Origin of the sequence: Alkanindiges illinoisensis DSM 15370 (assembly GCF_000619845.1) — a bacterium.
Lineage (GTDB): Bacteria > Pseudomonadota > Gammaproteobacteria > Pseudomonadales > Moraxellaceae > Alkanindiges > Alkanindiges illinoisensis.
Window position 1 is genome coordinate 471,446 of the sequence record NZ_JHUX01000003.1, and the last position, 13,099, is coordinate 484,544.

General features: G+C 43.3%; 9 protein-coding genes. 4 read left to right on the forward strand and 5 right to left on the reverse strand.

The genetic code is table 11. The features are described from left to right. The first annotated feature begins 97 nt into the window (after nucleotides 1-97). Entirely contained in the window at nucleotides 98-2,716 is a 2,619-nt protein-coding gene (locus Q337_RS0102480; RefSeq protein WP_026470236.1) for a bifunctional diguanylate cyclase/phosphodiesterase, read from the forward strand. Nucleotides 2,717-2,767: 51 nt separating this feature from the next. On the opposite strand, the gene Q337_RS0102485 is transcribed toward Q337_RS0102480, so the two are convergent. After that, on the reverse strand, nucleotides 2,768-3,277 hold the full coding sequence (locus Q337_RS0102485) for a DUF4124 domain-containing protein (protein ID WP_026470237.1): 510 nt from the start codon (nucleotides 3,275-3,277) through the stop codon (nucleotides 2,768-2,770). Between the two features lie 262 nt (nucleotides 3,278-3,539). On the opposite strand from Q337_RS0102485, the gene Q337_RS0102490 reads away from it, so the two are divergent. Then, entirely contained in the window at nucleotides 3,540-4,046 is a 507-nt protein-coding gene (locus Q337_RS0102490) for a DUF6438 domain-containing protein (protein WP_051526500.1), read from the forward strand. Between the two features lie 711 nt (nucleotides 4,047-4,757). On the opposite strand, the gene Q337_RS0102495 is transcribed toward Q337_RS0102490, so the two are convergent. Then, the gene (locus Q337_RS0102495) at nucleotides 4,758-5,699 is read right to left on the reverse strand and encodes a GGDEF domain-containing protein (RefSeq protein WP_026470239.1); all 942 of its coding nucleotides are present in this window, start codon (nucleotides 5,697-5,699) and stop codon (nucleotides 4,758-4,760) included. A 197-nt stretch (nucleotides 5,700-5,896) separates the two neighbouring features. Further along, nucleotides 5,897-6,826, reverse strand: coding sequence for an SDR family NAD(P)-dependent oxidoreductase (locus tag Q337_RS0102500; RefSeq protein ID WP_084494684.1), 930 nt, complete (start codon nucleotides 6,824-6,826; stop codon nucleotides 5,897-5,899). Between the two features lie 401 nt (nucleotides 6,827-7,227). Between Q337_RS0102500 and Q337_RS0102505 the strand changes: the two genes are divergently transcribed. After that, nucleotides 7,228-7,656, forward strand: a complete 429-nt coding sequence (locus Q337_RS0102505; protein ID WP_026470241.1) for a hypothetical protein — start codon at nucleotides 7,228-7,230, stop codon at nucleotides 7,654-7,656. 667 nt (nucleotides 7,657-8,323) lie between these two features. Then, nucleotides 8,324-9,166 (forward strand): hypothetical protein, encoded by an 843-nt coding sequence (locus Q337_RS0102510; RefSeq protein WP_026470242.1) that lies wholly within the window; start codon nucleotides 8,324-8,326, stop codon nucleotides 9,164-9,166. Nucleotides 9,167-9,673: 507 nt separating this feature from the next. Here Q337_RS0102510 and Q337_RS0102515 read toward each other — a convergent pair. Further along, a complete protein-coding gene (locus Q337_RS0102515; protein ID WP_026470243.1) occupies nucleotides 9,674-10,612 on the reverse strand; it encodes a sensor domain-containing diguanylate cyclase in 939 nt (312 codons plus the stop codon). 207 nt (nucleotides 10,613-10,819) lie between these two features. Further along, complete coding sequence (locus Q337_RS0102520; protein ID WP_051526704.1) at nucleotides 10,820-12,943, reverse strand: lipase family protein; 2,124 nt, start codon at nucleotides 12,941-12,943, stop codon at nucleotides 10,820-10,822. Nucleotides 12,944-13,099 lie beyond the last annotated feature (156 nt).

The following is a 13,099-nucleotide window of genomic DNA, read 5'->3' on the forward strand; positions in this document are numbered from 1 at the left end:
CGCTGCTGGTTATCATCATTTTTAGTACTAATTTCCTATAATAAACAGTCTGGGGATCGGTCTAGAATGGAGCAAAGTCAGGGAGGTTGGGATTGTAATGAATCATTATAATGACCACGACACATATCACATTTTTAATCTGATTGGCCAGCATACCGAACTCAAGCGTATTCTGGAAGCCGTGTCCAAATGGCTGGAAACCTGCATTCCCAATGCGCTGGTTACCATTATGCTGTATTCAAAAACACGGCAGACTTTACAGTTTGCGAGTGGCATACAGCATTTTTCCCAGCAGTATTGTAGTGCAATCAACAACATGGAAATTGGCCCGCATCAAGGTACCTGTGGTGCTGCTGCATTCCTGCGCAAGCTGGTCATCAGTGATAACCTGATTGATGATCCCAACTGGCAGGCTTATAGGGATATTATTAAAGTCGAACAACTGGTGAGCTGCTGGTCTATCCCTATTATTAATGCAACAGGTGATCTCTACGGCACCTTTGCAACCTATTACCGAACCCCGACCATACCAACCGAACATCACATCCGGCTTTTACAGCAGGCTGCGGCACTGGTGGCACTGGCCGTTGAGCTGGATGATGAGCGCCAGCAAAAACAGGCAATTTATGAAAAATACAGTTCTTTTTATAATTATCATCCCGATGTAATCTTTGAAATTAATACGCAGGGACGTATCGTCAGCACCAATATTGCCTGCCGTAAAGTTACCGGTTTTTCTGAAGAACAAATTCTGGGCAAACATTTTAATGAATTTTTGCCTGCTGAATACCATCAGCTTGCCAATGCAGCATTTGAAGAAGCCTTGCAGGGCAACGCACAATACTATGAAATTCCATCCTTTCATGCTTCTGGAAAAATTCTGTGGCTGGACCTGACCAATTTACCGATCATCCAGCATCAAAAAGTCACCGGGGTGTTTGGCATAGCCCGTGATATTACCTCACGGCGCAAAAGTCAGGAAAACCTGCGGCTGCTGGAACGCGGGGTGAGTGCCAGCTCTAATGGCATTATCATTACTGATTCCTCTGAACAATTGTTAATTGTCTATGTGAATCCTGCCTTCCTTAAAATGACAGGTTATACCCTAGAAGAGGTGATCGGCCAGCCGTGCCGCTTTTTACAGGTTCCTGATACAGAGCTAGACAAGATTGCATTAATCAATCAGGCGCTCACAGCAAAAAAGGAATTTCAGGTCACCATCAAGAATTACCGCAAGGATGGTAGCTGGTTCTGGAGCCGGTTAATGCTGGGACCTGTGTTTGATAAAGACGGTAACTGCACCCATTTTTTGGGAATTCAGGAAGATATTACCCAGCAACGCCTGCATGAGGAATATATTGCCCGCCAGTACAGTCATGACCAGTTGACAGGGTTGCCCAATCGGCAAACTTTTGAAGCCGCGTTGCAGCAGGCCTTTACTGCACCTGATAACAGCCCACAGTCGCTGACATTACTGTATATCGACCTTGATGACTTTCAATCCATGAATGACAGCCTGGGTCATTTGATGGGTGACCAGATTATTAAATGTGTTGGGGATCGCCTGCAAGGATTGTTGCAGCCAGGCGATTTGCTCAGTCGTTTTAACGGTGATGAATTTGCATTACTGATCACAGATCAGGCTAACAGTAGCCCTGATCGCAACCATAATGGTGATAGTAACCCCGACATAACCAAAAGCAATGCCATGGCGCTGGCTCAACAAATCCTGGAGCTTTTTTCCCAGCCCTTTCAGGTAGACAGCCACAAGATCTACCTGAGTGCCAGTATTGGCATTGCAGCAAATCATCATGCAATAGAACGGTCGTCTGAGCTTTTGCATCAGGCTATTCTGGCCATGAAGGAAGCCAAGCGGCAGGGACGTAATACCTGGCACTGGTCTGAGGAAACCATTAAAAAACATGGCCCGGAAATCGACTATGCCTATTTACGGCTGGAATTAATGGAGGCATTGAAGCAAGACCAGTTTAGCCTGTTTTATCAGCCTCTGGTTGATCCGGCAACCGGCATCGTCAAGGGTGTGGAAGCACTGATTCGCTGGTTTCATCCGCAGCGTGGCTACATTTTCCCGGATGTTTTTATTCCTTTGGCAGAACGAACCGGGCAAATTATTGCAATTGGTCAATGGGTGCTTAAAAAAGCCTGCCGGGATATTGCCGAATGGAACCGGATCAATCAAAAACACCTGACCCTGTCAGTTAATATTTCACCACTACAATTTCGCAGGGCAGGGTTTTTACAGGAACTGGAGCATGCCCTTAACATGAGCCAGTTGCCACCTGAATTGCTCAAAATTGAAATTACTGAAGGCATGGTTATTATTGGCGCAGACCGTGCCATTGAAATCCTGAAAACAATCCGTCATTTGGGCGTGCAAGTTTCTATTGACGACTTTGGCACGGGATATTCCAGCTTGAGTTATCTGCGCCGCCTGCCGATTAATCAAATCAAGCTGGATCGCAGCTTTATTGAAAACCTGAGTGAAAATGAACAGGATGCAGCCATTGTAAAATCGATTATTCAGCTGGCGCACCAGCTTAATCTCGAAGTTGTGGCAGAAGGAATCGAAACATTGCAACAAGCCAGATTCCTGTACCAGCAAGGTTGCAACCTGCTGCAAGGTTATTATTATGCACGTCCGGCACCGCTTGGCGAGTTAAAACCCCTTTACCCGCTATTGCTGGATGAAACCTGAATGCTGGATTCCAACAGTGTGAAGTTTAGGTAAGTTTTGCTGCTTTTACTGTTAGTTGCACACCATCTGGCTACCACTGAAGCGGCAGGCTCTGCGGTTTGAGGCGTAGGGGTTCGAAGAATAACTACTTGATGAGTATGCATTTGAGCTATATGGATTATAGCTTGAGTTTCTATCCATATTCCTCATACGGGCTTCATTGGCCAGCCGGATGTCGTCTTCGTATTCTTTGGCATGTTGCCTATCTGCTGCAAATTTTCTGGCTTTTTCATAATTGGTTTTATAGTTATCCCAGGATTCGCGGGCGTTATATCTGTCATATTCCTGCTGTACATGATTGTTGGAGTAATTGCTGGAATAGTCAGACCGGGCGCGATATCGATTAACTGCGCTGGAGTTGTTTTGGGCGTCATTCATTACCACGGTAGCCGTTTTATGTGTACTACGGCAGCCGCCATCAGAAAAAGTGACATTGCCATTGGCGTCAGTACATTTCATCACTTGTGCTTGCGCCATTGGCGGCATTAACAGCAGCAAGATTAAATAGTTTAAGGGTTGCATTTGTTGTTTCCACTACAATTTAAGCTATTTTTTAGGTCATAAAAATATTGTTTAAGACTATTTTTTAACACGATAAAACCTATTATAGACCCAAGATTCAGGTTATTTAAAGCGCAATAGCTCTTAAAAATACAGTTAGCTTGCGCCAGGAAATTGTGACTTCTGTCGCTGGTAAAAAAGCAATCACAAAAAAAGCATAGCGCCCAGTCATTAGCTGCACATACTAGGCCATTAGTAATTGTGAAATTGAGGATTATTCGCTATGCAAACAACTTTTATGCTTTGCCGTATGTCGTGTATTGCTGCACTTATGGGCAGTCTGGCTGCGTGTAGCACGCCTGCAATAACACCTGCCAATTCAGCAGATTTGGCGAATCAGGAAACCATACAATATACAGTAGGGCCCTGTTTTGGCGCCTGTCCAGTGTATGCAGTCACAATTCGCTCTAATGGCCGGGTAGAGTTTGAAGGCAAACAGCATACTGCTGTGCAGGGGACACGAGCACTTTCTACAGGAATGGACACCTATAATCAGGTTAAATCACGATTAAAACCTTATCGCCCGGTTGAGGGAAGCACTGAAACTACCCAGTGTGAAAACCAAGTTACCGACCAGCAGACTTATCAGATTGTCTGGAAAAAGGCAGACGGCCGCCAGACTGTGTTGAACCATAACCGGGGTTGCCTGTCTGAAACAAACCGCGCATTAAATGCGGTAATGGATTGGCTGCCACAAAAGCTGGGCATTGCAGGCTGGATTAAGCCTTAAGACGTGAAAAGAGCCACGACGCTAATCACCAGGCAATAAATTACCCTCATAAAAAGTCTGAAAATCATTTATTTCAGGCTTTAAGAATATTAATTATTGTGGAAATTCTGGGGATCAAGATAAAAGGAAATTAGCGTAAAAATAGCAGTACTGTGGCAACCGATAATAGCAGGAAGCTATTAACCTTTAACAAGCGCAGCCCAAGTGTTCTATAGCTGTTCGACAGGCAATTCTTGCACAGGGTACTATTGATTGCGCTATGGCCGCATTTTAGGCATTTTAATGTGAGGGGCTGCATCATGTCGTTAATCCTCTTACCGCATTGAGTTCACCATAGCGTGCAATTGACCCAATTATTTGGGCGGTCGGCCAGCGGCTATTGTTCGATAATTTCAGTTAATTTATTGACTTAAAAGTATTTGTTGAAAGGCTTTAAACATTGAGCGCCTTAAAAAATGCATTTATAAGCCATCAATAAATATAAGTACTGTCAGCTTCTATATAAGCTACTGCCAGATTCTAAGAGATACTGTAGAACGGCTTGCTGTAAGCATAAGTGCGAAAATAGTTATGAATTATTCAGGGAAGGCATGAATGGTTACGGTGATTAATGAAAACGCAGGGTTGTGTAGTTTGATGAACACGATTCATTCAATTTATGCAGCCTGATAACAAAATCCCTGTTTCTCATTTCTTGTTTCTCAATAGCGACTAGCCTTGATTTTGCTTGCTGCGTTTATGGGCATACATCTGCTGGTCAGCCAGACGGAAAGCTTCTTTCAAGCCGGTTGCAGGCAGGCGGATGGCAACACCAATAGAAGCTTCAATCTGGTTATCGATGAGTGCCTGCTGTATACGCTCCTTCAGAGCATTGGCTTCAGCTTCACTGGTTTCGATAGTCAGGATGGCAAATTCATCGCCCCCCAGCCGGGCTACCACATCTTCTGTTCGGACAGAATGACGCAAAATTTGTGCAGTCTGCCGGATTAACTCGTCGCCTGCCAGATGACCACAGGTGTCGTTGACTTCCTTAAGGCCATCCAGATCTACCACATAAATGGCTGAGGAGTGACCATAGCGACGGTTGCGTTCTTCTTCTGCCTGTAATAGCTGCTCCCAGCCACGTCGGTTATAAAGCTGGGTTAACTCATCGGTGAGTGCTTCAGCCTTGAAGCGTTCCAGTTTGCGTGACTGTTCCTGTTGCTTGAGTTCATTTTGCAGAATATGGCTTAAAAGACTGCCGAGCAGGTTAAAAAGGGTTTCTTCCTGTTTGATTTCGTCAGGCTGGGGCATAGGATCAAGGGCACACAGCGTACCAAACAGTTCACCATTTTCCCAGACAATCGGCTGTCCGACATAGGCCTTGATCGGCACGCGCTGGGTAATGGGCGCTTGGGCATAAATGGCCACATCATCAGTTTTTGGGGCAATGCGCGGGCCTTGGCCAGCCACCATCAGTGAGCATAGCGAGTTGGCCCAGCACATAATTTGACCAGGCTTTAAACCATAGCCATGATCTTCTGCCTGCAACAAGATCAGGTTGTTACTTTCTACGCGGGTAATGGCCCAGAGCGTAAAGCCAAAGCGTTCATGTAAAAATCTCAGGACAGCACGCCCAGCTTCTTCAAAACTGGCAAAGGCTTGTACATTCATTTTGAATTCCTTTCTGCAGTGCACGATACTGATGCAAAATCGCTCTCTTTTAGCCTAAAAGAGATCGCACCAGTTAACGATATAAATTCGTTGCTGTTTTATTATGAATCTGCAAGAAAGTAGGACAGTACTGTCGTTTTGGCAGTCTTGCCCATAAATGCATCATAAAAAATTAGCTCATCAGATGCTAAGCCAGTTTATTTATCTGATGAGGCTTTGCGCTGATTGCCTGTAATGCTGCCAGTACCCTGCATGGGCTGGTGCAGGCTACCTGATGAAGGCGAAACCACAGCACCTTCACCAATCCGGCTACTGGTCATCAGGGCGGTGAGGTTTTCAGTAAGCTGCGGCATCACCTGATGCGACAGAATTTCCGCCTTGGTTAGCCCAACATGGACTTCCTCACGCGGATTTTCGATAAGCTCAACAATAGCTTTGGCAACATTGAGTGGATCATCAGGTAATGGCATGCGAATAACATGACCCGTGTAGTTGGCGGCATGCTCAAACCACGGCGTATCCGTAACCCAGGGATTGACAGTACAGACGTGAATATTCTTGATTTTTTCAGTTTTAAGTTCCTGATATAGCGCTTCACCAAGACCCACCACACCAAACTTGGCAGTAATATAGGAAGCAAAATACGGCATCGGCACTTTGCCTGCCGCAGAACCGACATTAATCAGCGTGCCATAACCTTGCTGTTTAAACTGGTTAAGCGCGATATGGCTGCCAATAATGACACCCTGAAGTGAGGTTTCAATAACGCGCAAATGATCCTGCAGTGGCACTTCCTCAAAACGTCCGGCAGCGCCAATCCCGGCATTGTTAATCCATACATCAATCTTGCCAAAGCGTGCAATGGCGGCCTGAGCCAGTTGCTGCATATCCTCTGGCTTGCTGACATCGGTTGTTACTGCAATGGCATTACCACATTGACCAGCCAGCTCGTCAATCAGTTCAGAGCGCCGCGAAGCCAAAACCAGGGTTGCGCCATGCTGGGCGAGTTGCAAGGCAGTTGCTTTACCAATGCCACTGGAGGCACCTGTAAGTACGACCACCAGGGAATTATTGGTGATAAAGTCGGAATCTGTAACCTCTGCATCAATGGCATGCTCTAAGGTCATAAAAAATCTCCTGACACATATGTTTAACCATCATAAATCGCTTACGGCTAAAAGATATTCCTGTTTTGAGGTGGCGTGGTAAAGCTGCGTGTTGTTCCTGTAATATTATTTATGCTGGCTAAAGTCTTACAGGCTTATAAGAAACTACTAGGATCATTAGTAAAAATAGAATGTCAGTTACAGCATTACCGAAATTGCGTATATTCTGGAATTTTCAGATTACAGCAGTCTTATTCTGCTTCATTAATATATTAACATAAGCTACTGTTTTATAATTAAATAAATATAAAATTTATTGCTGAAAATTTTTAAAACTAACAGAAATACTTAACAATATGACTTTTTGTTTACCGTTTAATTTTTTATAAAGGAACCATATTTTTAATATTATTTAGAAAATAATGACTGATCAAAGTACCAAACAAGCCAGAATTAATGCACTAATACAGGATCTGGCCAACTTAAAAGCCGAGCATATTACAGATGAGCAACTGGCTCGCATGACAGAAATTATCAATGTTGCTTCAGTACAAAATTCTCAGCATAGTGGCACACAAGGTCTTGCCGAGAATTTTTTCCGCACTGAAACCCTGATTAAAACACTGGAAAGCGATATTGCCAGCCTTGAGCAAAGTGACTTGCTTATCAATAATGAGCTTCGTCTGGTGGAAATGCAAAAACAGTTAAAAGCGGCTCAGGAAACGCTTGAAGAGCTGGCTGACTTAATTCAGAACAATGCTGAAGAGTTAGGTCACTTTAAAACTATTGACAGTATAAATCATTTGCCTTTAACCATACGTTTATATGAGCAGGCAAAAGCTTTAGATTAATTATTATTAAACTGATTTAACCACAACCGTATTTATTGAAAGACTGGATTATTTTTAGGCTATTTATCAGGCTCAATAAATAAAGTCACTGTTAAAATTAAGATATACCGTTCTGTCTATAATGGTAATAATTTATGTGAAACTCTGAAAAACAGTTTTACATTTGCCATAATTTTCTCATGACTAATCCCTAAATCGTTATAAGCACTAGGCCAAAAAAATGAGTCAAGCGTTTAAAAAATGCAAATCTTGCCATACGGTATTACCACATAGTGCTTCCCAATGTGAGCATTGCAGGTTTGCTGATGAAAAAAGCTGGGCGCTAATCTTTTTTGTTTGTACCCTATTACTTTTAATTTGTCTTTTGGCTTTCATTATTTTAAAAAATTTTTAATATATTAATATTATGAAGTTACTTATTCATTCTCGATACTTAGGTTAATAGATGATTTAAATATTTTTTATACAGTTAGATTAGATAATAATTTTTGCTATCTAAAGTCTTTAAAAACACTATAAAAGCATCACCTCGAATAACGAAAAGACATTTTTTTAATATTTCTCCTGTTCAGACTGCTATAAAACACAACTGTTGTCATCATAGAAGCAGCAGACTTTCTTTAAATAATCGATATGATCAAATCAGGACAAGTTCAGTAGGATTGCAATGATGATTAATCATGGAATCTCAGGTAATAAGAATTTTAGAGTAAGTTCAGATAAGGCCATACTGTTATCTTCTGCAACTTATTTCTATCAAAAACAACAGGCATTGCCTGAAACAGGGAAGATAGGTAGAAATATTTTCACGCAAACATATCAAGGTTTAAATACTAATACCTTGAAATTGCCTGATTTTTTTAGGCTTAAGTATTGGCAGGATTTTAAATATAGCAATATTTCCATGCCGGCTCTTTACTGTGCTCTGCTAAGTATTTTAACTGCTAGTGGCATGGCTATTTATAGTCAGTTTATTAATCTTTCTACAATTAAGCTGGAAATGGCTGGGCAGCTAATCCTGATCAGTTTATGGGCTGCTATTGTGGCCGGAGTAATTATTGTATTAAAGGCTTTAAAAAGCTGGCGCCTCCAACAGCATTATGCCCCTTTAAAACCTGTTGTATTGCAGGTCTGGAATCAACTGGATGAATTAAATGCATATATAGAGCGGATTCAGAAAACCTGCCAGACTTCTGAAAAGCCAGTGCCAGCTACCTTGATGAAGTGTCTGGACAATTATTATGAAAAAACAATTTGCTTTAATAAGGAGTTGCAAAAAATTAAGCTGTTTATAGACGACAAACAGTTTGATCAGTTACTCGACCAGTATCAGGCCATCAGTAAAGCATTTCGTGATCAGCTAACTAGATTAATTGCCCTGCTATCTGATCAGCCTTATGAAACAAATCCGTGTAACCTTGTGCTGCAAAATTTAGTACCTCTGTATTTATCCCTGGATCAGTACCATCAGGCTATTGCAAAGCAACTTATTCAGATCATACGTTATTGATGCTCTAAAATAATTTAAAAAGTGTGATGTTGTTTGCACCAGCATTTATTGAAGGATTAGGAATGTACTTTATTTTAAAAATTATCTCTTATGCTTAATTTCTGGTGCTTATAAGCACAATTCATATTTACTAAAGAAAACAGCATAAAAATTCATAAATTTATTTTATTTTTGTAATTTAAATGTACTAATTGTGTAGTATTTTATAGAAATTGGTTATTTCATTTGTTCTATTACCTTTAATTCAGCTGGCTATCAGATGAGAATATTTCACATTTATAACCCCACTTGCCAACATTGTCATCATTCCTTACGCGGGAATTATGCGACTTGCTATAGATGCGACAAAGGCAATGAGGTTTATTGGAAAGCTACTATTTTATGCTATGGCGTTTTTATGGTAGCACTATTGATCATGGTGGCTTTAATAGAAAAAGGCTGGTCTTTTAACCCATTCCTGTAAGGGTTAATCTGATGGGATTGATGTTAAAACCTGATAGCTTAACTTTAATGCTGGGTTTTAGTCTGCTGGTTAAATTGCATTAAGGTGGCGGCTTGTGCCTGTACCAGCTTTAATGTAGTTCCCGGATGTCGTAATGCGCAGCCCATGGCTACGTCTACATTAACCCGCTGCAATACTTCCAGCAGGTGCTGACCAAACAGATCGGCCTGTTTTTTATCCAGATTAATTTTCAAAATAGCAAATTCATCAGCACCAATACGGGCGATAATGTCGTTTTTACCTGTATTATTCCTAAGGGTTTGCGCGGTGCGCTGAAGCATGGCATCACCTGTAGCCCGACCATAAATAGTATTAATTTCCTTAAAGCCATTCAGGTCAAGAATGTAAATCGCACAATAATGACCATAGCGTCGGCTGCGTTCTTCCTCGGCCTGTAGCAGTTTTTCCCAGCCCCGTTCGTTATACACTTGGGTCAGCTCGTCGGTGCAGGATTCAGCCTGTAACCGTTCCAGATAGCGGCTATGTTCAGCCAGCTTGAGTTCTTTTTGTAGGGTAAGGCTAAGCAGGCCGCCCAGCAGTTCGATCAGGTGTTCTTCCTGCAGGAGTGATTCAGGCATCGGTTGGGGATCAATGGCACACAGCGTACCAAACAGTTCACCGTGTTCATTAAGTAGTGGATAGCCAATATAGGCTTTGATATTGACTTGCTGGGCAATCGGTGCTGAGGCATACAGGCTTACTTGGTCAGAGCAGGGGGCCATACGCGGGGTTAGCCCCTGAACCATGTGGCAGCAAAATGAATCTGCCCAGCGAAAGACCTGGCCGGGTTTGATGCCATAGCCATGATCTTCCGCTTGCAGGACAATCCAGTCCTCGCCTTCGGTACGGGTGATCATCCACAGGTTAAAGCCCAGCCGTTCATGCAGGAAACCAAGTACAGCCTGACCAGCATTTTCAAAATTATCAAAAACCCGCAAATCCATTCATTACCTCAACTTATTTTTTTACTAAGCGTAACTACATAATCATTATATGATTAAACCACGATAAATATTTAATTTTTGTTGGACCCTGCAAAAAAATAAGGCTAGGTAACGCTAGCACATGCAAGGCTTAATCATTAGTCAGGCTTTCCGGCATAATTGCCAGATCGATTGGCCTGAATTACCCAATGGAAGGCAAAAACCGCACTAGGTTGCCGGTTCTTCTGCCTTGGATGGATTGGGTGAGACATCGCCCAGTTGCTCAAGATGCAGGCGTAAAATCCGGCGTAGCTCCAAAATCGCCTGTGGCGTTTCCTGAATGGAATGGCCGCCTTCTATAATCTTTTCCGATACAGCGCCATCCAGGTGAGCACTGCTGTAAGACACAATGCCGTCGCTCATTTCAGACTTGGGCACGTTGCCTTTATCATTGCCAATGATGGAGTGATAAGGTAAGCCTGCAATAATGTGCGCGTCTTGCGTAAGTTTGGTGAAGTCGGATTTTTTGCTTAGGTCACTTGGGCCATTTTGTACTTTGGTAAGCGAAATATTATGAATGGTTTCCAGTAGCTGCTGATCAATATTGGCAGTTTGCGAACCGGTAACAATCGACTCCACAAATGATTTGGGTAAGCGGATTATCTTGCGGACAGCACGGGTAAACCAGCGATCGGCATAATCAGTACCGCGTAACGGGGCAGACAGTAAGACCATACGGCCAACTTCCGGCAGCGCCTGCATGCTAAAGCGCTGCTGTACTGCTGGAATGGACATTAACTTCTGGCGTACTTGTGAATTGATATCGGTCAGGGCTTTATCCTGAAAGTTATCATTGCTCATGAGCAGCCGCGCAATTACCGCACCCATGCTATGTCCAATCAGCACTGCATCCTGACTGGCAGTCGCCTTACCTTGTGGATCAACCTGCTTAAAGGCATTTTCAATCAGGCCATGAATCTGGTAGCGGTTTTCCAGAATGGGCATATTGGTAGAATAAAAAACCTGCCACACCTGATAATGTTCCCGCAAAATCGTATCACCCAATGCATCATGGGTCAGCCGGATCCAGGCTTCAGGGCTACTGGCCAGCCCATGTACCATGATAATGACACGCTTGTTGGGATTATAAGGCTCCAGCATGTAAAGATGCGGGGCAATCAGGTGTTCTTCACGGCCCAGCAAGCTCCGGTAAGCCGTTGCGGCCAGATCAGTGCGCGCCAGCCATAGCCCGTAGGGTGCTGAAAAATTGGCAGCCAATGGATAAGATTTCTGGTCAACCTCAATCTTTTCATACTGATAAGGGTTATAAATCTGCACATCAAAGGCATGGCTTTGCAGGATTTCCTTAATGTTATTGCCACGCGGCTGAGCGACCATCGTAACAGGCAGGTAACGGGCCTGATGAATATTATTTTTAGCCTGTGCTTTGCCTTGCCCACCATCAGTGTTTTTATTAACTGCCTGCTTTACGCTATAGGTATCTACTGGCTTGACTGGTTCTTCAGCACTTTCTGGCAGAATACTGACAAATTCCGTACCAAAGCCATCACGCCGGTTAATAGACTGCAAACCCCTAAAATTCAGGTCGTAGGCGGACACCAGTTCAGTTGAGGCGGGCAGGGTTTTATCCTGACTTAAGTAAGGATAAAAATAAAAGGTATTGTCACCCAGCTGGAATGGCCGGTTATTGGTAAACCGGTAATTTTTATTGGTTTGATTGACCAATGTGACCAGATTAACCAGCGCCTGATTATAAAAATCCCGTACCTGAACCTGCCGGTTATCAAACAGGCGCTGGCCCGGTTCGCGCTCGGTATAAAACAGGTAGGCATAGGCATGGCGCAAACTGCTGGCCAGCAACCCCTGCTGGATAGACAGGCAGTTATAATAAGGCTTTAAATCAACATTGGCTGAGGTATTAAGCGGACGAACAATTTTATTGCCAAGACCACTTAACTGCGTGCTAAACGGTTCGGGCTCAAAGGGCGAGCGGCATTCCGGCGTGTCCTTAAGCTGGTTGACCTTGGCCAGATACAGCTCACTGCCTACAGATAAATATTGCTCATCAACCACTTGAGGAACCTTGCGCAACTTGGTCAGGCAGGCTTCGGGATCATTGGTGCATTCTTCAGCATCCTGTCCGGTACTGGCCAGCACACTAAGCGTAGCCTCGCTTAGACGCGAGCGTACCAAAATGCTATCGCGTTCATTACTCAGCGACACCGATAGTGACTGTTGCTTGACTTTAACCACCTGACAGCCTGACAGCGTTATACTGGACGCAACAAAAATAAGGCCCGCTAGGGCTGAAATGGTTGAAGTTTTTGGCATGGTTAATAATATCTTTTTTGGCATAGGGTGATCATAACCAAAAAAACTTTTAATACCCAATGACTAAACCGTAACAGTCATGTTGCTACAGCCCGTCAGTACTGCATAGATTAAAACATAGCCCTGCAAATGGCTGATAACAGGGCGATATGAAAC

Coding starts and splice junctions, on each gene's coding strand:
- Q337_RS0102480 (WP_026470236.1), top strand. CDS start 98: ATGAATCATTATAATGACCACGACACATATCACATTTTTAATCTGATT.
- Q337_RS0102485 (WP_026470237.1), bottom strand. CDS start 3,277: ATGCAACCCTTAAACTATTTAATCTTGCTGCTGTTAATGCCGCCAATG.
- Q337_RS0102490 (WP_051526500.1), top strand. CDS start 3,540: ATGCAAACAACTTTTATGCTTTGCCGTATGTCGTGTATTGCTGCACTT.
- Q337_RS0102495 (WP_026470239.1), bottom strand. CDS start 5,699: ATGAATGTACAAGCCTTTGCCAGTTTTGAAGAAGCTGGGCGTGCTGTC.
- Q337_RS0102500 (WP_084494684.1), bottom strand. CDS start 6,826: ATGACCTTAGAGCATGCCATTGATGCAGAGGTTACAGATTCCGACTTT.
- Q337_RS0102505 (WP_026470241.1), top strand. CDS start 7,228: ATGACTGATCAAAGTACCAAACAAGCCAGAATTAATGCACTAATACAG.
- Q337_RS0102510 (WP_026470242.1), top strand. CDS start 8,324: ATGATGATTAATCATGGAATCTCAGGTAATAAGAATTTTAGAGTAAGT.
- Q337_RS0102515 (WP_026470243.1), bottom strand. CDS start 10,612: ATGGATTTGCGGGTTTTTGATAATTTTGAAAATGCTGGTCAGGCTGTA.
- Q337_RS0102520 (WP_051526704.1), bottom strand. CDS start 12,943: ATGCCAAAAACTTCAACCATTTCAGCCCTAGCGGGCCTTATTTTTGTT.